The organism is Aestuariimicrobium soli, from assembly GCF_051192575.1.
In the GTDB taxonomy this organism is placed as follows: Bacteria; Actinomycetota; Actinomycetes; order Propionibacteriales; family Propionibacteriaceae; genus Aestuariimicrobium; species Aestuariimicrobium soli.
In genome coordinates this window covers 14,315-33,738 of the sequence record NZ_JBPJSQ010000004.1, presented here as the reverse complement: position 1 = coordinate 33,738, position 19,424 = coordinate 14,315, and the positions used below count along the sequence as shown (strand labels likewise).

At 66.5% G+C, this 19,424-nt stretch carries 18 protein-coding genes; 6 read left to right on the top strand and 12 right to left on the bottom strand.

Going from position 1 to position 19,424, the window contains the following annotated elements:
- The first annotated feature begins 10 nt into the window (after positions 1-10).
- Positions 11-3,094 (top strand): glycosyltransferase, encoded by a 3,084-nt coding sequence (locus ACSDQ9_RS06260; RefSeq protein ID WP_435145037.1) that lies wholly within the window; start codon positions 11-13, stop codon positions 3,092-3,094.
- Complete coding sequence (locus tag ACSDQ9_RS06255; protein ID WP_435145035.1) at positions 3,091-4,080, top strand: polysaccharide pyruvyl transferase family protein; 990 nt, start codon at positions 3,091-3,093, stop codon at positions 4,078-4,080. Before ACSDQ9_RS06260 ends, ACSDQ9_RS06255 begins: the two co-directional genes overlap by 4 nt.
- An 18-nt stretch (positions 4,081-4,098) precedes the next feature.
- Here ACSDQ9_RS06255 and ACSDQ9_RS06250 read toward each other — a convergent pair whose 3' ends face one another.
- Positions 4,099-4,986 carry a hypothetical protein gene (locus tag ACSDQ9_RS06250; protein WP_435145032.1) on the bottom strand — a complete coding sequence of 296 codons (888 nt, stop codon included), beginning with the start codon at positions 4,984-4,986 and terminating at the stop codon, positions 4,099-4,101.
- Between the two features lie 476 nt (positions 4,987-5,462).
- Between ACSDQ9_RS06250 and ACSDQ9_RS06245 the strand changes: the two genes are divergently transcribed.
- A complete protein-coding gene (locus ACSDQ9_RS06245; RefSeq protein ID WP_435145029.1) occupies positions 5,463-6,308 on the top strand; it encodes a hypothetical protein in 846 nt (281 codons plus the stop codon).
- A 127-nt stretch (positions 6,309-6,435) separates the two neighbouring features.
- Complete coding sequence (locus ACSDQ9_RS06240; RefSeq protein WP_435145026.1) at positions 6,436-7,188, top strand: DUF6270 domain-containing protein; 753 nt, start codon at positions 6,436-6,438, stop codon at positions 7,186-7,188.
- Between the two features lie 15 nt (positions 7,189-7,203).
- On the opposite strand, the gene wecB is transcribed toward ACSDQ9_RS06240, so the two are convergent.
- The 6 genes from wecB to ACSDQ9_RS06210 all read right to left on the bottom strand — a co-directional run bounded on the left by wecB (position 7,204) and on the right by ACSDQ9_RS06210 (position 14,083).
- Entirely contained in the window at positions 7,204-8,364 is a 1,161-nt protein-coding gene (gene wecB / locus ACSDQ9_RS06235; protein WP_435145024.1) for a non-hydrolyzing UDP-N-acetylglucosamine 2-epimerase, read from the bottom strand.
- 43 nt (positions 8,365-8,407) lie between these two features.
- Positions 8,408-10,147 (bottom strand): glycosyltransferase family protein, encoded by a 1,740-nt coding sequence (locus tag ACSDQ9_RS06230; protein ID WP_435145022.1) that lies wholly within the window; start codon positions 10,145-10,147, stop codon positions 8,408-8,410.
- Between the two features lie 226 nt (positions 10,148-10,373).
- Positions 10,374-12,062, bottom strand: a complete 1,689-nt coding sequence (locus ACSDQ9_RS06225; protein WP_435145020.1) for a hypothetical protein — start codon at positions 12,060-12,062, stop codon at positions 10,374-10,376.
- Positions 12,063-12,365: 303 nt separating this feature from the next.
- Positions 12,366-12,761 (bottom strand): 50S ribosomal protein L7/L12, encoded by a 396-nt coding sequence (gene rplL, locus ACSDQ9_RS06220; protein WP_435145017.1) that lies wholly within the window; start codon positions 12,759-12,761, stop codon positions 12,366-12,368.
- A gap of 15 nt (positions 12,762-12,776) precedes the next feature.
- The gene (rplJ, locus tag ACSDQ9_RS06215; RefSeq protein WP_435145014.1) at positions 12,777-13,409 is read right to left on the bottom strand and encodes a 50S ribosomal protein L10; all 633 of its coding nucleotides are present in this window, start codon (positions 13,407-13,409) and stop codon (positions 12,777-12,779) included.
- A gap of 248 nt (positions 13,410-13,657) precedes the next feature.
- Positions 13,658-14,083: a hypothetical protein gene (locus ACSDQ9_RS06210; protein WP_435145012.1), complete on the bottom strand. Its 426-nt coding sequence runs from the start codon at positions 14,081-14,083 to the stop codon at positions 13,658-13,660.
- Between the two features lie 9 nt (positions 14,084-14,092).
- On the opposite strand from ACSDQ9_RS06210, the gene ACSDQ9_RS06205 reads away from it, so the two are divergent.
- Together ACSDQ9_RS06205 and ACSDQ9_RS06200 are read left to right on the top strand one after the other, a co-directional pair.
- Positions 14,093-14,251, top strand: a complete 159-nt coding sequence (locus ACSDQ9_RS06205) for a response regulator (protein ID WP_435145009.1) — start codon at positions 14,093-14,095, stop codon at positions 14,249-14,251.
- Between the two features lie 247 nt (positions 14,252-14,498).
- The gene (locus ACSDQ9_RS06200) at positions 14,499-15,233 is read left to right on the top strand and encodes a C40 family peptidase (protein WP_435145007.1); all 735 of its coding nucleotides are present in this window, start codon (positions 14,499-14,501) and stop codon (positions 15,231-15,233) included.
- 29 nt (positions 15,234-15,262) lie between these two features.
- On the opposite strand, the gene ACSDQ9_RS06195 is transcribed toward ACSDQ9_RS06200, so the two are convergent.
- From ACSDQ9_RS06195 to secE, 5 genes are all read right to left on the bottom strand, one after another.
- The gene (locus ACSDQ9_RS06195; RefSeq protein WP_435145004.1) at positions 15,263-16,384 is read right to left on the bottom strand and encodes a winged helix DNA-binding domain-containing protein; all 1,122 of its coding nucleotides are present in this window, start codon (positions 16,382-16,384) and stop codon (positions 15,263-15,265) included.
- Between the two features lie 102 nt (positions 16,385-16,486).
- Positions 16,487-17,194: a 50S ribosomal protein L1 gene (rplA, locus tag ACSDQ9_RS06190; protein WP_435145002.1), complete on the bottom strand. Its 708-nt coding sequence runs from the start codon at positions 17,192-17,194 to the stop codon at positions 16,487-16,489.
- A 126-nt stretch (positions 17,195-17,320) separates the two neighbouring features.
- Positions 17,321-17,752, bottom strand: coding sequence for a 50S ribosomal protein L11 (gene rplK, locus ACSDQ9_RS06185; RefSeq protein ID WP_435145000.1), 432 nt, complete (start codon positions 17,750-17,752; stop codon positions 17,321-17,323).
- A 126-nt stretch (positions 17,753-17,878) separates the two neighbouring features.
- Positions 17,879-18,775, bottom strand: coding sequence for a transcription termination/antitermination protein NusG (gene nusG / locus ACSDQ9_RS06180; protein WP_435145255.1), 897 nt, complete (start codon positions 18,773-18,775; stop codon positions 17,879-17,881).
- Positions 18,772-19,383: a preprotein translocase subunit SecE gene (secE, locus tag ACSDQ9_RS06175; RefSeq protein ID WP_435144998.1), complete on the bottom strand. Its 612-nt coding sequence runs from the start codon at positions 19,381-19,383 to the stop codon at positions 18,772-18,774. Before secE ends, nusG begins: the two co-directional genes overlap by 4 nt.
- Positions 19,384-19,424 lie beyond the last annotated feature (41 nt).

The window sequence follows — 19,424 nt, the reverse complement described above, 5'->3', positions numbered from 1 at the left end:
AGGACACCACATGACTCCGTTTCCCCTCATCGGCTTCACCGGCCCCATCCCCAACTCGTGGACCCTCTCGGACCAGAGCGCGATGTCCGTGCACATCGAAGCACCAGGGCGGTCGTACGTTCGCAATGCCTCATCCCGACCGGCCTACATCGTCCTGGGCGGCGAGACCGGCGACTTCACCGTGCTTGCTGAGGGGCACGGTGTCGCACTGCCGCCGGAGTCGGCAGTCCTCCTTGACGTCGCCCTCACCGCGAGCGGGAATGCCAAGACCGAGACGGTGATCATCGAATACGACGATCGCGGCGAGCGGCTGGGAGACCGCCGCATCCCGGAGGGGCGGCACCTCTACTCCCCCAGCCCGCGGGTGCGCCGTGTGCTGGTGGCGTTGCGCATGGGAAGTTCCGGTGGTGTCCGCATCGACCGGTTCCGCCTGGAGGTGACGACGGCGAGCCACGGCCTGCCCGTGGGGCTGCACCCGTTGGCCGACTCCGCCGCCGATGCGGCCCAGCCGAGCCGCAATAGCCTGCAGAGCCGGCTCAAGGCACTCGAACAGTCTGCGCGGACCATTCGCAAGGACCTGCAGCAGGTGCAGCCGACCGAGCAGACCTTGTCGCTGCCTCAGGCCAGCGGCGATTCGGTGAGCAACCGCGCCACCCAGGAGTTGGTTCACCAGTTGCTGGTCAGCATGGCGCGCTCGCTGCCTCGCAGCAACGGCAGCCACTACTTCCGCGAGAAACTGCCCCACCGGCTGGCCGTCATCACCGACGAGTACATGTACAACTTCTACAAGGACGCCTTCCGGGAGACGGTCTACGTCAGTCCCGACAACGTCGAGGATGTGATCGAGCAAGGTTTCGACCTGCTGCTGTACGTGACCTGCTGGCGCGGTCTCGAGGGCGAGGAGTGGCGTGGCATCGGCTTCCGACCCAAGCCCGCAGAGGCACTCGAGCGGCTGTTGGACCACTGCGCACGCGAAGGGAAGCCGACGGTCTTCCAGTCAATCGAGGACCCGAGCAACTATGAGTACTTCCTGGACATCGCTCGCCGCTTCGACCACGTGTTCACGTCGGACACCACCTGCATTCCGCGCTATGTCGCCGACCTGGGACACTCGAAGGTTCACTACGGCGAGTACGGGGCGAACCCTCAGATCAACAATCCCATCGGCAACCGGCGGCACACGCTGACCCATGCCTTCTTCGCCGGTTCCTACCCCGAGCGGTACCCGGAGCGGTGCGCCGACATGGAAACCGTGTTCGACTCCATCCTGGCTTCGGGAGGGGGTTTGCAGATCGCCGATCGCAACGCCGGTGTCTCGGGGCTGGAGTACCCCGAGCGCTTCCGAGCCTTCACCATGCCGCCGCTCGACCATGCCACGCTGCAGGCTGTTCACAAGCTCTTCCGCTACAGCCTCAACTTCAACTCCATCAAGGAGAGCCCAACGATGTGCGCCATGCGCATCTACGAGCTGCAGGCCCAGGGGCGTGGCATCATCTCCAACTACGCCCTCTCGGTGCTCAACAAGTTCCCGGAGATTCGCATCGTCGCGCACCCGGAGAGTCTCGCCCGCACGTTGCTGGGTGAACCCACGGACGACGAGTACCAGCTCTGCGAGCGACTCGTGCGCAACGTGATGACCGCCCACACCAGCGTGGAGGTGGCAGCACGGATGCTGACCGCGATCGGCCTCGACGATGGTGGTGTCGCGGCCGAGCCAACCATCGCGGTCATCGCCGATGACGACGCCCTGGTCGGCCAGAGCTACCCCCACATCGTCCGCTTCTCCCGCGACGAGGCCATCCGGGAACCCGAGCGAATCCTTGAGCACCGCTACTGGGTGGCCGTGGATCCGTCGGTGACCTACGGTCCAGACTTCCTGCGCGACCGGGTGAACGCGTTCAAGTACTGCGATGTCGACTACGTCGCCCAGCCCGCGTTCGCCGCGGAGGCAGATGCCCCCGTCCACGACTTCGTCACCGGACGACCCGACCCAGCCGTGACCTTGTTCGCCTCCGACCGCGTGAGCATCGCCGAGGCCCTCGACCCGCAATCGACCCGACGAGGGTGGTCCGGGTATCACCTTCCGCCCTACCAAGCCTCGTTGACCTCGGCAGGCGAGGTCACGGCGGAGGGGACAGTGACGGACCCACGCCTCACGGTGGTGGTCCCCGTGCACAACAACGGCCGATTCCTGGAAACCAAGTGCCTTCCCAGCCTCCGTCGCAACACGATCTGGGACGACCTGGAAGTGCTCCTCGTCGACGACGGGTCGACGGATGGCTCCACTCCTGACATCTGCCGAGCCATCGCACAGTCGCATCCGCAGGTGCGGTTCCTCGAGAGCGATCGGGCAGCCAGCGGTAGCGCATCGCGCCCGCGGAACCGGGGAGTCGCCGCGGCAACTGCGCCGCTCGTGGCCTTCCTGGACCCTGACAACGAGATCTCGGAGGGGGGTTACGACACCCTCCTCGCCCTCTTCGAGGAGGCAACAGTCAGCCACCCCGACCTCGGGTTCGTGTCGGGGTATCAGGTCAAGGTTGGAGGCAAGACCAACGCCACCGGTCGTCACACGCGGGAACGCCTGACGATCATCCCCGACCTCCAGGAGCACTTCTTCGGGCGGGGCAAGTTCCCGGTGGTCTCCACCCAGGCCGCCGTCATCAAACGCGACCTCCTGGGGCCGGGTCGGTTGGAGTTCGTGGAGGGGGCTGCTGGCCAGGACACGCTCTATGGATGGGAGCTGCTCGCTGGCGCCGGCGTCGGCGCCTTCACCCACGACGCGCACCTGCTGTACTACGCCGAGCGGGCGGACTCGGTCACGAACGTCGTCGACCGACGGTACTTCGAGAAGAAGCTCGTCATGGAGACCGCCCAGGTGGCCGCCCTTGAACGAATGGGATTGCTGGAGCGGTACGTCGACCATCACCTGGCCGCGTTCGTGAAGGACTGGTACCTGGCGAAGCTCAAGCAGGTCTCGTCGACCGACCGGGACGCCTGTGCGAGGATTGTGCGAGACATCGTCCGGTTGTACGGAGTGGACCCAGACTCCTTGGTGCCTGGACACGAACGTCAAACGAAGGACGGGAAGAAGTGAAGCGAATCGGACTGGTCGGATACTTCGGCTGGGGAAACTTCGGCGACGAGCTCTTCGTCAAGGTCCACCGGCAGGAGTTGTCGGGAACCTACGACTTGCACGTGGTGAACGACCTGCTGGAGGCGCCCTACCATTCGCGCCCCTTGGAGGAACTCGTCGACGAGTACGACGGCTTCCTGATTGGTGGCGGTGACCTGCTGAACCCGCAGCGGGTCAGCGATCTCTACTGGCGCCATGAGTACCTCAAGAAGCCCACCTACATCTACGGCCTGGGGGTTCCCAACCAGCCGTACCGGCGTGAAGCCGTCATCGCCACCTACCAGAAGTTCCTGCGGGACGACAACTGCAAGCTTGTCGTCGCCCGCGACATCGAGTCCTACACCTGGATCAAGAAGAACATCGATCCCGGCGAGAAGCTCACCTGGTATCCCGATCCAGTGTGCGCCATGAACCGCCCGGAGCCACTCCCCAACACGGAGAAGACTCTGGGGGTGGTCATGCGTGAACACCGCAGCCTCAACCAGGACATGGCCCCGGTTCGCCGGCTGATCGATGAGGCCAAGGACATGGGGTACCGGGTGCGCCACCTGGTGCTGTCGAACATGTCGCTGGGCGCTTCCGACCTCACTCGCGCGCAGTTGATTGCGGCGGGCACCGACGAGGAGATCTTCCACAGCGAGGACCTCGACGAGCTGTGCCAGCAGATCTCGTCGTGCTCCGCCCTCGCCACCATCAAGTTCCATGGGCTGATCGTCGCGACGATGTACGGCGTGCCCTCGATCGCGATGTCCGTGACGCCCAAGAACCGCAATTTCCTGCGGATGATCGAGCGCACCGAGATGCTCTGCAGCTACACGGATCCCAACGTCTATCAGCGCCTCTCGCACTACCCTGCTCGCATCCCCCAGAAGGTGCGCGGCGATCTCTACCGCCGCTCGCGTGCTGGTTACGAGCACCTTCGGAAGGTCATGGCCGAGACGTTGTGACCGGCCGCCAGGTGTGAGTCAGCCGGGCAACGCGCCTGGCACGAGGAACTGCCGCGAAGCGGGTCGATGGACGGCCACAATCGCCCCGTCGACCCGCTGAATCACCGTCCAACTGGTCAGCTTGGCGGTGCACCCTTCAGGCAGGCCGTTGGTGGTGATGATGGCGCGCACGGGAACCATCAGATGATGTTTGGCCTGGGTCAGGGCCATCGTCTGGTCGAAGACCTGCCGGGCGCCCGTGCAGGCGGTGCCGTCTTGTTTGGTCCATCGCGCGAAGACTCGAACCCTCAACCAGGTGGGCGACGACGAGATCGACAGACCCTCACACGTGCTGGCGAGGTCAGACCCGTAGACACATGCCGTCAGTCGGTGGCTCGCGATCAGCGTGACGGACGACGACTGTCCCCCCGAGGACGGGTCCCAGCCCGTCAGCTCGAACGTCGCGGGAGTCGTCCGATAAGCCTCGTACGGGCGACGGAGCATGACATCGCTCCCCTCACCCAACTGGGACGTGAACTGATTCTCGGCCGGCGACTGGTACCGCCTCCCGTCGAGGTTGAAGACCTCGGAGGACTTGTGCTCCTTCTCGAGCATCAACTGATTGATCCACGCGGGCATCGGATCAGACACCTCGTACCGCGAGCTGGTGCCAAGGTAGAGCGGTGACCGGGTGTCCCCGTAGGTGGATGCCTTCACGAGCACCTCGCAACCGTAGGTGTCGCGGGGCCACGAACGCACGGTGACCGCTCGGTCGAGGGACACCTGCAGGGGCGCCCCTGCCACCAGATTCTCGCTGGCCCACACTTCTGCCCACGCGGACGACGATGTGGTCGGTCGGCACCTGAGGCGTGCGGCCACGAAGACATTCGGCCCCTTCACCGCTCGCTCGACAAAGTTCAGGCGCACGGTGATGAGCCTCCCGTCGCCCGACCACGTCTCCCACGAGAATCCGGCGACCTTCACCCAGTCCGACTCCGTGCCCCCCTTGGCGAGAGGGATGGAAACCCGCGGGATCGGGGCCACGAACCCACCCGGACGTGCGGCTTCCGGCCCGGCGGAGGGACGCTCCGAGGGCGGCGAAGCCGCTGAGCGGGCCGGAGACGGCGACTGACCGGGTGACTCCCCCCGCGTGCACGCCCCCAGGAGGACCACCACTATGGTCAGGAGGGCAACGAACCTGCGCACCTCAAGCAGCCCAGCCGCACGGCAACTGGGAGGCGATGAGCATGCGGCAAGGCTACCTCGGGCCCGGGCCGGGTGGTCATTGGCCACCCTCCCGCGAATGGACCACCCGGGCTGAGGACTCACGGGGTTGCCCGATCCATGAGCCCAACGGCTATCCGATGGCGTGTGCGGCTCCAGCCATCTGCCATGCTCACAGCATGCGTGATGTGAAGTTCAGCGGCGCGGTCACCCGATTCGCGTCCCTCGAGGCATTTCTCCAGGACCCCGGCCGGCCCGCGGGTGGATGGGAGGTCAGCCACGGCGAGTTGCCCATCCACGCCACCTACCTTCCCCGAGGGGCGGACACCCTGTTCGTCACGTTCAGCGGGGCGATGTCCCCCAAGCTGCGCACAGTGCCCGCCTATCAGGGGGTGGGGACGTCGGGGCACCTCAAGGTGGACCGGCTGTTCCTGTCGGACTCGTCACTGATTCTCGACGACCAGTTGCGGCTCGGTTGGTATGGAGGCTCGACGAGGCAACCTGACTTCCAGGACGCCACAACCCGGATCATTGAGTCCGTCGCGGGCGGTCGACGGGTTGTCCTGTTCGGACCCTCCGGCGGGGGTTTCTCCGCCTTGCTGCAAGCCACCCGGCTTCCAGGGTCAACAGCCGTGGTCTCCAACCCACAAACCGACGTCAAGCAGTTCACCACGGCAGCCGTCGAGCGCTACTTGGACATTGCCTGGGGCATACCCAAGCTCGACGGCCATCCGCTCCCCTTCGCCGACGAAGTCGTCTCCCTCTACCAGCGACCTGTCGACTCATCGATCGTCTACCTGCAGAACCTCGGCGACACAGACCACGTTGAGAAGCATCTGACTCCGTTCCTGAGCGAGTTGCATTCCTCAAACCGAGTCGTCCAGCTCCTCCCGAACCTGGGTATCGGCCACATCGGCCCGGACAAGGAGAGTTTTGCTCGGCTGTTCAGCGTCGCGTGTGAGCACTCCGACTGGCAGACACTCAGCCAGTCAGCGAGCGCCGTCGAACTCACGCGGAACATGTGAAAGCCAGTGTGCGCAGGGGCAGGTTCGGCGTCATCCGGCGAGTACCCCGACGGTGGCAACCTCCGCCGAGCGATCGAGGGAGCGCAGTAGACTCGGCCTACTCCGACCAAGCGTGAAGGACCTCAGCGTGACTCGACTCCTGATCTATGGCAGTTGCGTGAGCCGAGACGCGTTCCAGCCAGAGCAGGCCGATGAGTTCCAGATCGTCGACTACGTGGCGCGGCAGAGCCTGATCAGCGCCTTCCTGGGCGACTCACGGCTTCCTGACCTCGACCTGAGCAAGCTGGCCTCACCCTTCCAGCGACGGATGGTTGCCGGAGACCTCACGGGCAGTCTTCGCTACGTTCTGCGAAAGCGGCACGGATCGTTCGACGTGCTGGTCTGCGATCTGGTGGACGAGCGACTGGGGGTGGTCCGTACCGCCGATGGGGGGTTCGCCACCCGCTCCATGGAACTGCATGCCAGCGAGGCTCAGGCCGAGTTGTTGGACCGCGGCGAACTGTTCGACTTCGGCTCGGACGCCCACTTCGAGCTCTTCGCCCAGGCGGCAGTCAAGTTCCGGGACTACCTCAACACGCTGGGCCTCCTGGAGCGAACGGTGATCGTCCAGACCCCATGGGCGAGCCTTCCCGAGATCGAGGGAACGGTCTCCCCCACCGACGAGGATCGACTGGCCGAACGGGCTCGCTCGTGGAATGACCTGTCAGCCCGTTACTACGCCGCGCTCACCGATGCCGGCCTGGAGGTCTGTGCCATCCCCGAGACCGCCATGCGGTTCACCCCCGATCACCAATGGGGCCTGGCGCCGTTTCACTACTCGGAGGACGTCTACCGCAGAATCCGGGCGATCGTGCGATCGGCAGCCGCCGCGACCGACTGAGAACAGAACGCTGATTCAGGCGGGATCGAACGCGGGAACGCGCCGACCGACGCCGAGCAGTTCGGCGATGGCGGCGGTGGCCCGGGATGCGGCCTGACCATCCCCGTACGGGTTGGTTGCCTGGGCCATCTCTTCGTAGGCGAGCTCGTCCTCCAACAGCCGGTGAGCCTCGAAGACGATGCGCTCGGTGTTGGTGCCAATCAAGCGAGCCGTACCCGCCGTGACCGCCTCCGGACGTTCGGTGTTCTCGCGAAGCACGAGCACGGGCTTGCCGAGGCTCGGCGCTTCCTCCTGGACACCCCCGGAGTCGGTGAGCACCAGATGGGCCGCCTTCTGCAGGTGCACGAATTGCAGGTAGTCCAGCGGCTCGGTGATCACCACGTTCGGGAGCGGCTCGAGCACGGGGAAGACGGTCTCGCGCATCTTGGGGTTGCGGTGGGCCGGGAACACCACGACCACGTCAGGGTGGCTCCGTGCGAGGATGGCCAAGGCGTCGGCGATGCGGGCCATGGGGGCACCCAGGTTCTCGCGGCGATGCACGGTCAGCAGGATCAGACGTTGGCCCGATGCCACCGCCTTCGCCACCTTGGGGTCAGCGAATTCCACCGGCTTCTCCGCGGCCTCGAGCAGCGCGTCGATGACCGTGTTGCCGGTCACGACCACGTCGTCCACCGTGAAGCCCTCGCGCAGCAGATTGTCCCGAGCCTGCGGAGTGGGCGCGAGATGCAACGAGGTGACCTGGCCCGCCAGACGCCGGTTCGCCTCCTCGGGAAAGGGCGACAGGATGTCATGCGAGCGCAGCCCCGCCTCGAGGTGGATGACTTTGATGCCGCGCATGAACGAGGCGATCGCGACCATCGCCACCGTCGTGGTGTCGCCCTGCACCACGACGGCGTCGGGGGCGATCGAATCGAGCAGGTCGTCGGTACCGGCGATCACACGCGCGGCCAGCGTGTTCAGTGACTGGCCGGGGGAGAACAGATCCATGTCGTGGTTCGGCTCGATGCCGAACAGTTGGTTGACCTGATCGAGCATCTCGCGATGTTGGCCGGTGACTGCGGTGATCACCTCGAGGCACTCCGATCGATCCAGCGCCGCGATCAGCGGGGCCACCTTGATCGCCTCTGGGCGGGTGCCGTACACCACGAGTACCTTGCCGGTCACACTGTTCCTCACTCCGAGCTCCACTGATTCCCCCTGGGAAACCGTAGCGCCTGAATCAGATGAAGATCCCCCCGAAGGGTGAACCGTCTACCACTTCGCCGCGCTGGAAGTCCTCGTCGGTGGCGACCCAGGTGTGGCCAGCCCCGTGGGCGTTGCGCATCTGGACGAAGTTGAAACGATCGGCAGCGGCGATGCTCATGCCCGCCTCGAGTGCCGCCCGCAGGAACCCCGTGTCCTCGCCCGTGGGAAGGTCGGGAAAGGGCACCTCCCTCGCTGCCTCACGGGCCACGGTGATCGTCGGTCCTGCGACGAAGGTCGAGGGGCAGTGCTCCATGTGACCCGCCACGAACCTTGTCTGTCCAGAACCCGCCAGATGGACGAACCTCGCCTGCTTGCCGACCACATCGGCACCGCTGACCGCACGCCAGTCGAGCAGATCGGCCAGGTACTCCGGGCCGTAGAGGTCGTCATCGTCCATCTTCGTGACGACGTCTCCCTCCGCGTGAGCGATCAGGTCATTGAGGATCGCCCCTAGCGGGCGGTCCGTCGGCTGTGGCAGCACCCTGAGGCGGAGGCCCCCTTGCTCGGCGAGTCGATGGTGGTCGGGCGTGAGGTCGAATCCGTGCGTGCCGAGCAGCAGTTCGAGCTCCACCTCGCACTGCTGGGCCACCTGCCTCAACAGGTGGGCAACCTGCTCGGGGCGTCGGGTCGCGGTGACCACGCTCACCAAGGGGCGCCTGCCCGCAACCCCGGCGTGACCGAAGGCAGACAGCAGCTGGTCAACCCGGTGCGAGTACGTGTGATGGCGCCACAGCTCGCGCTGCCCCAGGTGCACCAGGCGTGCACGCTCGTGCTCGTCCGAGAGCAGCCGACCCAAGGTGTCGGCGGCCTCGTCCGCTGACTCGACAATGGCGACACCTTCGCCCAAGAAGGGTCGAAGGGCGGCTGCCGGTGGAGACAGCACCGGGGTGCCACAGGCAGTGATCTCGAGCACCCTTCGGGCACACATGGTCGGAGAGTCCGTGACCGTGTTGACGTTGAGGAAGACCTTGTAGGCGCGGTAGGCACTGAGCATCTGGTCGTAGGTGAGTGACCCCACGACGTGCCCACTCCACGGTTCGGGGAACTCGTACTGCTCCCCCTTGCCGGCAAATCTGGACCAGATCTCAAAGGGATCCGAGTCGCCTGATACCGCAGCCGCGGCGGGGAAGAGGAGTTCCATCTGCGCACGACGCTCGGGGAACTTGTGCGCGAACCACGTGCCGGCGAACGCCACACCCGACGGCTTGTCAGCCAACGTTCGCAGAGGATGATGCACAGCTGGTTGCACGGCGAAAGGGAGCACGCCCACTCGGTCGTGACCGAGACGTTCTCGGTAGCGCCCCACCGTGCCCGCGTCGGTCGTCCACACGTGATCGAAGAGCTCTGCGGTGGCGATGAAGTCGTCGAAGTGTGCGGGATCTTCCTTGTTCCAGAACACCGTGGGCACTCCGCGCTCCCGGCACGCCCCCACCAAGTCGACCAGGGCTCCCGAGGGGGCCTTCGGGCCGGTCACCTGGTACTGCCACAGCCCGCCATTGCCGGCCCAGGCCGACTCCACGAAGAGCAGGTCGATCCCGTCCAGTTGATCGGGCCAACCCTGAGGATCGGCTTGCACCTGGTGCCATTCGTACTTGAAGGCTGCCAACGTGAAGTCATCGGCGATGACCAGGGCCCTGGCGTTCCTGGCCGGCTCACGACTAGGCCACTCCCAGGGTGCGACGTGGACGCCCCGATCGTCGCGGACGATCTTCACGGTGCGACGAGTTCCGAAGCGTGCATTGTGAAGAAAGCGTCGCGCCTGCGGCAGCCCCCCTGTTCGCAGATGCCAGACCAGGCGTCGAAGCTGCTGGACGGGGTGCGCCCTGAAGATGCGGGGAAGCCCCCTGGGAATCGTCACCCCCGTCACGCTAGTCGACCCTGCCGACCTGGGGTCGTCCGCTCGCCACCGTCGTCGGAGATACCCTCCCAGGACCTCCCAGTCAGGCGAGCACGCCGATTCCCACCAGCTTGCCCATCGCCCCCGCCGGGCGACTCGCGGCGCCCAACCGTGTGGTGCTCATCGGGTCGATCGATTCAAGTGCCTCGCGCACCTGGGGCGACACCAGACCGTCGAAGACGGCCAAAGACCTCGACACGCTCGGCATCAGGTCGCGGGGTGCGAGCCCGCCGGTGAATCCCGCGCGGCGCGCCAGGTCGATCTGGGTCCCGATCACCCCGTGACCGAGTCTCGGCGTTCCTTCACGCCGGTAGGACGACAGGGCACGAGCATCGAGCTGCCCGCCGAGCTTCGCCAGCCGCTCGCCCACGTAGTCGTCACCGACATCCTTGCGGTGGTCATCGAACGGAACGGTCGCCAGCTGCGGGCTGAGTTTGATGAGGGTGTCCAGGATGATCGACTTGCCTGCCTTCCTGGGGGCGGGCAGGTCGTTGAGCGGAGAGCGGCTCAGGCCGATGAGCGGGACCTGGGCCGCGGGCCTCGAGATGTACTCGCTCGACAGCCCGGCTCGCCCCCCGTGGATGGCGTTGCGGAAGGCCAGGTAGTGCCACTCCGACCCCCACCGATCGTCCTCATCAGCGCCGATCAGGCGAAGCGCTCGCCTGCACTGCTCCTGCCCTTCCGCTGGCATGTTGATGGAGGACAGGGGACGCCAACCAAAGTTCCCCTTGGAGATCTCGGCTCCCTGACCACCCACGGAGAAGTACGGCACCGATCGCCGACTGACAGCTGGCGGCGTGTACGTGGCGTCGTAGAGGCCCAGCGATGTGCCTGCCCACGTCGCCGCATGGTCGATGGGCGACACGTCTCCCCTGAGACGGGCGTCAGTCCGGTTCAGGGGGAAGCCGAAGCGCTCCGAGAGGTCAAGCGCCACCTGGTAATCCGGGGTTCCGTTGTTCTTCGATGCCACGTGCAGCGCGTCGCCGACATCAGCGGCCAGGCCCGCCGCGAGACACAGCCGGGAGTCAGTTCCACCCGAGAGTCCCAGGGAGATGAGGCCGCCGGCCTCGGCGTAGGTGCGCATCACCCGCACCATCCGGCTGGCGGATTCGGTCACGGCCTCCTCATGCGACGCGAACGATCCGGAGTAATGCGCCACGAGGTCGAGCGGGGCCAGCTGGACGCTGCAGTCGTCGGCGTCGATGCGCAGTTCGGTACCCGGTGTCACGTACTTGATCTCGGCGCAGTAGGTGTCAGTACCCAACTGCTGAAGGCTCATCGAGTTCAACCACATTCGCCCCCGAATGGTCACCTCGTCCGGGCTGCAGGAGAGCCCCAACACCCGCCGCAGCGTGACGAGCGACAGGAAGGAGTCAGAGGCAGCGACGAAGTTCGGCCCTTGGGTCCACATCATCGGCACGAACCCGAAGACATCGGTGCTCACCCGCACTGCCGAGCTCTCGACGCGCGCCACCAGGTAGGAACCCTCGAGCGGGCGGCTTGGATCGGGGGTGGACCGCGGCCCTGCCAACCCGAAGATCATCGACTCGCCCGTGTGATCGATGGCGTAGCCCTGGAACAGCCCTTCGGCGTTGAGCAGGCCCGAGTTCGACACGTACAGCAGGGTTCGACCAGAACTGAGCGGCAAGGTCTGCGTCTCGTCGGCCCGGAAGATTGACTGGAGGTTCTCCACTCGATCGTCATCGATCACACAGAGGATGTAGCCAGACATCAGGCACCGGCCTCTGGCTGGCCGGAGCGTGCGCTGATCACCATTGCGTTGGCCACCACTGCGCTGAATCCACCGAACCCCCGATGGGCGTCGTGGCCCACGATCTGCACGTCTGCGTGCGGCACACCCATGCGAGCAACGTAGCGTGCGTGCGGGTCACATCTCCCCGCGCCGACAAGGGTCTGGCCCGTGTCGAGCCCCACCAAGCACTCAAGGCTGGCCCCCATCAGGGGACCAGCCTTGAGCAGTGTCTCGTCCGCCTTCTTCAGGCGTACGTGAGCGAAGCGGGCGAACCCGCCCAGATCACTTGACGGTGACGGTGGCGCCAGCAGCCTCGAGCTGCTCCTTGGCCTTGGCGGCGACGTCCTTCTTGACCTTCTCGAGGATCGGCTTCGGAGCGGCCTCCACCAGGTCCTTGGCCTCCTTCAGGCCGAGCGAGGTGAGAGCGCGCACCTCCTTGATGACGCCGATCTTCTTGTCGCCAGCCGACTCGAGGATCACGTCGACCTCGTCCGACTCCTCGGCAGCAGCCTCGTCGCCACCGGCGCCGCCGGCAGCAGGAGCGGCAGCGGCCACGGCCACGGGAGCAGCGGCGGTGACGCCGAAGGTCTCCTCGAACTGCTTCACGAACTCAGAGAGCTCGATCAGGGTCATCTCCTTGAAAGCCTCAAGGAGCTCTTCGTTGTTGAGCTTCGCCATGATGGGCGTCCTTCCTTACTCAGTCTCCGCCGCGGCGGCGGTGTTGTCGTCTGCCGCGTCGGCGGCGGTTTCGTCCTGCTTCTGATCGGCCTCAACGGCAGGAGCCTCGCCGGCCCCACCGATGACACCAGGGTCTGCCTGAGCGGCGGTCTCGAGGGCACCCAGAGCACGGGCAGCCTGCGAGAGCGGAGCGGCAAGCATGAAGACGGCGCGCTGCAGGTTGGCCTGCATGCCACCGGCGAGCTTCGCGAGCAGAACCTCGCGCGACTCGAGATCGGCCAACTTCTTGACCTCGTCGGCATCAAGGACGCGACCGTCCATGACACCACCCTTGATGACCAGAAGCGGGTTGGCCTTTGCGAAGTCACGCAGACCCTTCGCGACGGAGGCAACGTCTCCGTTCACGAACGCGATTGCGGTGGGGCCGACGAGCTGCTCGTCGAGACCCTCGATACCCGCTTCGCGGGCAGCAATCGTGGTCAGGGTGTTCTTCGCAACGGCGTAGGTGGCGTCCTGCCCCAGGGACCGACGAAGGTCCTTGAGGTTGGCCACAGAGAGTCCTCGGTACTCGGTCAGCACCACGGCGTCGGCCGAAGAAAACTGTTCCTTCAGCTCGGCAACCGCCGCTGCCTTGTCAGGCCTCGCCATTGCGTCTCCTTCCCACTTCCTGGATTGACACCGTCATCCGCCGGACAAACAAAAAGCCCCGAGCGCAGGGCTTCGGGGCGATCACGTGGCCGGGCCACGTTCTCATCTCAGCTGTCCTGCGCGGGCGTTGGTGTTGCCACCAACCTTGGGGATCTCTCCACCGGCGGTCTTCGGTACCTCGGAAACGATACGGCACGGGGGGCACGCGTCCAAATCGGACGAGCGCCCCCCGCTCTTCACCTGTCCGCTCACGCGGCGCGACCCGCCTGTTCGGCATCGCGTCGCAGCGCCCCCCGCGCCACGAACACCAGTCCGATCACCTCGAGCACGTCAGCGGCCACCGCGAACCATTCGTTCGTCACGACCAGGTTGATGATGTGCCCGAGGGGCCACCCGATCACCAGCAGCCCCGCCCACCAGGGCATCAGCCCGGCGAGGCGACGTCGTCCGATGATGATCGACACTCCGAGCAGCAGGGTGCCCAGCAGGTTGCCGGCCACGACGATGAGGAAGACCCACATGCCGAGCGTCTCGGCAGGCGTGCCTTTGAGCACGGTGGCGGGCGCCCCGTTGCGGGCCATGTCGAGGGTGTCGAAATTGCTGAAGACCAGGGCGAAGTAGCCGACGTAGCCGGGCCAACCGCCCCCACCGCCGTGGCGCAGGTGCGGGCGCATCGTCCCGACGTGGTGGTGCTCGACGTGCGCATGCCCCACGACGCCGAGGGCATCGAGGCCGCCCGCGAGATTCGCGCGTGGACTCCTCCGACACCGGTCGTGCTGTTATCGCAACACATCGAGTCGCGGCGCGCACTGAACCGTCGTCGGTCGACCAGCGGTCGCTGAGGTGAGGGCATCGACGGTCCCCTGAGAGCTCAACGGTTGAAGATCACACCGATGTGATCTCTTGCGCACGCCTGCGCGCGTAGCCACAGCCGGATCACAGGTCCAGCCGCCACCCCGCGTGAATCCAAGCTGAATTTTGTCTGAGAGAAGTTGAGAGCTTATGCTTCCAGAGCCGTTGGACGGAACGACGGCCCAGCAACCAATCGCCGGCCTCGTCTACCCCCGGTGAACGACCAGAGGGGACTCCATGTCCAAGCTCCGTAACACCCTGGCCACCGCGGTGGCCTCCCTCGCACTCGGGGCTGGCATGCTCGTCGCTGGCCCTGTGCAATCGGCCCAAGCCGCCACCTGCACCACCACGCCGAACGTGTACTGCTCCATGTACTGGGCGAACCGCACGAACACCTCGGCGAAGTACAACACCCGCAGCTACTACGTGACCGCGCTGCAGAAGTCGCTCAACAACGTGGGCTTCCCCGTGGGTGTCACCGGCCACTACAACACCTACACGGTGAAGGCCGTCAAGAACTACCAGTACACGCGCCTGCTCCCCGTCACCGGCGTGCTCGACTACAAGACTATCCAGTGGCTGCGCGTGGGTGCCGGCGGCAAGCGTGCCCTGACCACGACCACCACCCGCGCCCAGAAGGCCGTCACCTTCGCCTACGCGCAGATCGGCAAGCCGTACTCCTACGGCGCGACCGGGCCGTCGGCCTACGACTGCTCGGGCCTGACCGGCGCCTCGTGGCGTGCGGCGGGCATCACCGTGCCCCGCACCAGCTACTCGCAGCTGTCGTACGGCACCGCCGTCTCGAAGGCCAACCTCAAGCCCGGCGACATCGTCGGCTTCTACTCCGGTGGCCACGTGGGCATCTACGTCGGCAGCGGCTACGTGATCCACGCCTCTCGTCCGGGAACCCCGGTGCAGAAGGTCGCCATGAGCACGATGCCGTTCTACAAGGCCGTTCGCCCCGCGAGCTGAGCCACGCTCGTCCCCCTTGACAGCGTGATTCAGGGGGAGGGGAACGGAAACGCGTCGAAGAGCCGCTGGTACTCACCAGCGGCCTTCTTCGTCTCCCGGACGAACCAGGTGGTCTCGAACGAGCGCGCCCCGACCCGCCCGCCGCGCGTCCAGGTGCCGACGACCCGGCCGTCGCGCACCATGGTCTTGCGGAAGACGCCGTTGTTGCCGGGCACCAGGGCCTCGTGCTCGGTCGCAGTCATCGCGAACAGCCGATCCTGGTAGCCGAGAATGAACTCGTCGAACCCCGGCAGCAGCAGTGCGTGGTCGGGCACCTCGTCCACCTCGGACGAGAGCCCCGGCCGCGCCCACAGGGTGTCGAGCACCCCGCCGGTCGTGGGTCGACCCGGGCACTCGAAGGGTTCGACCTCGGGCTCGACGAGCGCGAAGGCCGGCTTGATCTCGCGCTGCGGCAGCTTCGTCCACCACGCGAAGTCACGCAGCGTCGCCGGGCCGTGGCTGGTGAGGTAGCGGCGCAGCAACTCGGCGGCCGCGGCCACCCGGTCGCCGTTGAACCGCCCCTCGAGGTCGCTGGCGGCCGGCAGCCAGGCCCGCGGCACGACGTTCTGGTCGCTGCCGTTCCAGGGGCCGAAGGCCACCTCTCCCCGACCGATGAGGTACGAGAGCACGTGGTAGCCGCGTCCGCCCTGGGGTGCGAGCCCCGCCTCGGCCCAGTGCTCCATCAGTACCGTCCGCTCGAGGCCGCGAGGTTCGTCCGCGAGCAGCCGCTGGGTGAGCTCCGAGGCCTGCTCGACGTGCTCACCCTCGAGCCCCAGGTTTCCGCGGCGCTTCTCCTGGGCCGTGAGCATGGCCCGGTTGCACAACTCCTGCACCCAGAGCACGTCGTCGGCGGCCATCAGGAAGACGGTGCCGCGCATCGGGTACCCGCGCACCAGGCGGCCCGCGTCGAGATCGGCGATCACGGCCTCGACGCCCCCGCCGCGCACCCTGAGCGCGGCCGACGCCACCACTCCCGGCAGGTCCTGGCCCTGCATCGCCCCATGGGCGGCGACGGCGGCGTGCGGGGAGTCATAGGGACGCGTGAGCAACCCTTGGGCGAGCAACCGGGCTCGTCCGAGGTGAGGGTTCGGGGCGGTCGCAGTCGTGGGCACGCACCGACGCTACCCCGCACACGCCCCCGAGAACGCGAACGGGCCGCCACCCCGAGGGGTGACGGCCCGTGGTGCGACGGCCGGGGCGTCGGCGGCGAAGGCTCAGGCCTCCGCGTCGCCAGCCTTGGTCTTGGCCGGGTCAAGGTTCACACCGGGGCCCATGGTCGAGCTGATGGTGATCTTCTTGATGTAGCGACCCTTCGAGCTCGAGGGCTTCAGACGCAGCACCTCGTCGAGCGCGGCGAAGTAGTTCTCCGCGAGCTGCTCGGCGGTGAACGATGCCTTGCCGATCAGGAAGTGCAGGTTGGCGTGACGGTCCACGCGGAACTCGATCTTGCCTCCCTTGATGTCCGAGACGGCCTTGGCGACGTCCATGGTGACGGTGCCGGTCTTGGGGTTCGGCATCAGACCGCGGGGGCCGAGCACGCGACCCAGACGACCGACCTTGCCCATCATGTCGGGGGTGGCCACGACCGAGTCGAAGTCGAGGTAGCCGCCAGCCACCTTCTCGATCAGCTCGTCGGAGCCCACCTCGTCGGCGCCCGCCTCGCGGGCCGCCTCTGCCTTCTCGCCGGTGGCAAACACCAGGACCCGTGCGGTCTTGCCGGTGCCGTGCGGAAGGTTGACCGTGCCGCGGACCATCTGGTCGGCCTTGCGGGGGTCGACGCCGAGCCGCATCGCGACGTCGACGGTCTCGTCGAACTTGGCAGCCGCACCCTGCTTGACGAGGACGACAGCCTGCTCCGCGGAGTAGAGCTGGTCCTCGTTGATGGCTTCGGCGGCGGCGTTGTAAGCCTTGCTGCGCTTCATGCTGGTTCCTTTCATGTCAGCCTCGTGGGCTGATCCACCAGTTCTGGTGCGGGCGCGTGGCCCTCCCAGGGATTGATTCGTGGTGAGTGGACGAGGCCGGTGCCCCGCTCACTCGAGAGCCGGGGCTCAGGCCTCGACGGTGACACCCATCGAGCGGGCGGTGCCGGCGACGACCTTCATGGCGGCCTCGACGTCATTGGCGTTGAGGTCGGGCATCTTGGTCTCGGCGATCTCGCGCACCTGGGCCTGGGTCAGCTTGCCGACCTTGTCCTTGTGTGGGGCGGCGGAGCCCTTGTCGAGGCCGGCGGCCTTCTTGATCAGCTCAGCAGCCGGAGGGGTCTTCAGCACGAAGGTGAACGTGCGGTCCTCGTAGATGGTGATCTCGACGGGGACGACGTTGCCGCGCTGGGCCTCGGTCTGGGCGTTGTAGGCCTTGCAGAACTCCATGATGTTCACGCCGTGCGGACCGAGAGCGGTACCGACCGGAGGAGCAGGAGTGGCTGCGCCAGCCTTGAGTGCGACCTTGACGAGGGCCGCAACCTTCTTCTTGGGAGGCATGGTTGTGGGGTCCTTTTCTTGCGGATGGGTGGGGGCTGGTGCCCTCACCCGGGGTGGTGGCCGGATCCCCGAAGGGTTGGCGGTCCGGCCGGCGTGATCACGCCCGACGTGCCCGGGTCCAGAGGATCAGATCTTCTGGATTTGGGGGAACGTCAGGTCGACCGGGGTCTCGCGACCCAGGATCTCGACCAGTGCCTTGAGGCGCTGGGTGTTCACGTTGATCTCGGTGATGGTGGCCTGGACGCCGGCAAACGGGCCGTCCACGACCTCGACGGAGTCGCCCACTGCGTAGTCGACGACCTCGACCTTCTTCTTCGACTTGCGCGCGGGCTTGCCCGACTGCTCGGCGTTGACGCGAGCGATCACCGACGGGGTGAGCATGCGCTCCACCTCGTCGAGGCTCAGCGGCACCGGCTGGGTCGCGTGACCGACGAAGCCGGTCACCGACGGGGTGTGGCGCACCACACCCCAGGCCTGGTCGGTCATGTCCATGCGCACGAGCACGTAGCCGGGCAGCACGCAGCGGGTCACCGTCTTGCGGGCCCCGTTGCGAATCTCGACCACTTCCTCGGTCGGCACGACGGTCTCGTAGATGTAGTCCTCGACCTCGAGCGAGGTGACGCGGGCGTCGAGGTTCTGCTTCACCCTGTTCTCCATGCCGGAGTAGGTGTGAATGACGTACCACTCGCCGATCTTGGTGCGCAGTGCCTCGCGCAGCTCGCTCAGGGCGGCCTGGGTCGCGGCGTCCTCGTCACCCTCGGCCTCGCCGTCGGTCTCGGCGGCGTCGGACGAGTCGTCGGCGGACTGCTCGTCGCCGAAGTCCAGGTTCAGGTCGTCGTCGCCCTCGGCCTCGTCGGCACCGAAGTCCAGGTTCAGGTCGGACTCGTCGGCCGGGGTCTGCTCGTCGGCACCACCCAGCGTGTCGAGGTCGATCTCGACCTCGGGGGTCTCGTCGGTCTCGGCGGTCGCGAAATCAGGATCGTTGGTCACTGTGTCTTCTCTCGTTGTCGGCCGATGGGTCAGGGCGTGCCCGCGCCGAACAGCTTCAGCACGACCCACCCGAAGGCGAAGTCGAGCAGGCCCACGTAGGCGATGATGATCAGCACGAACACCAGCACGACGATGAAGTACTGCCGCAGCTGGTCACCGGTCGGCCACTGCACCTTGCGGAGTTCGGCCACCGACTGGTTGACGAACACTCCGGGAGTGGTGCGGGTGGGCTTGTCGACGGCGCCGCCGGCGGACTGCTTGCGGGTGGCCGTGGCCTTCTTGGGCGTCACCGCCCCGGTCGTGGCCTGGGGGGTCTTGCGCACCGGACGAGAGCTCCGCGCCGCCGCGGCGACGGTCTCGGCCTCGGCCAGCTGCTCGGGATCATCGATCACGACGTCATCGGGATCGCCCTTGTCGGGGGTGTCGTCGACGGTCTCGTCGGCGTCAACCAGTTCCTCGGCCTCGGTCTCATCGTCGGCGATCTCGTACTCACCGGGATCGGCCAGCTCGCCGACCAGACCCTCACCCTGGGGGTCGGTTGCCTCGTCCGGGGTGGAGACCTCAGCCGCAGGGGCCGCCTCGGGTGCACCGGCGTCGACGTGCTCGCGCTCGTCCGGTGACGAGGTGGTGTCGTCGGCCACGGTCATCCTTCGGTAGTCGTTGCCTCTCGGCTTGGTGCTGA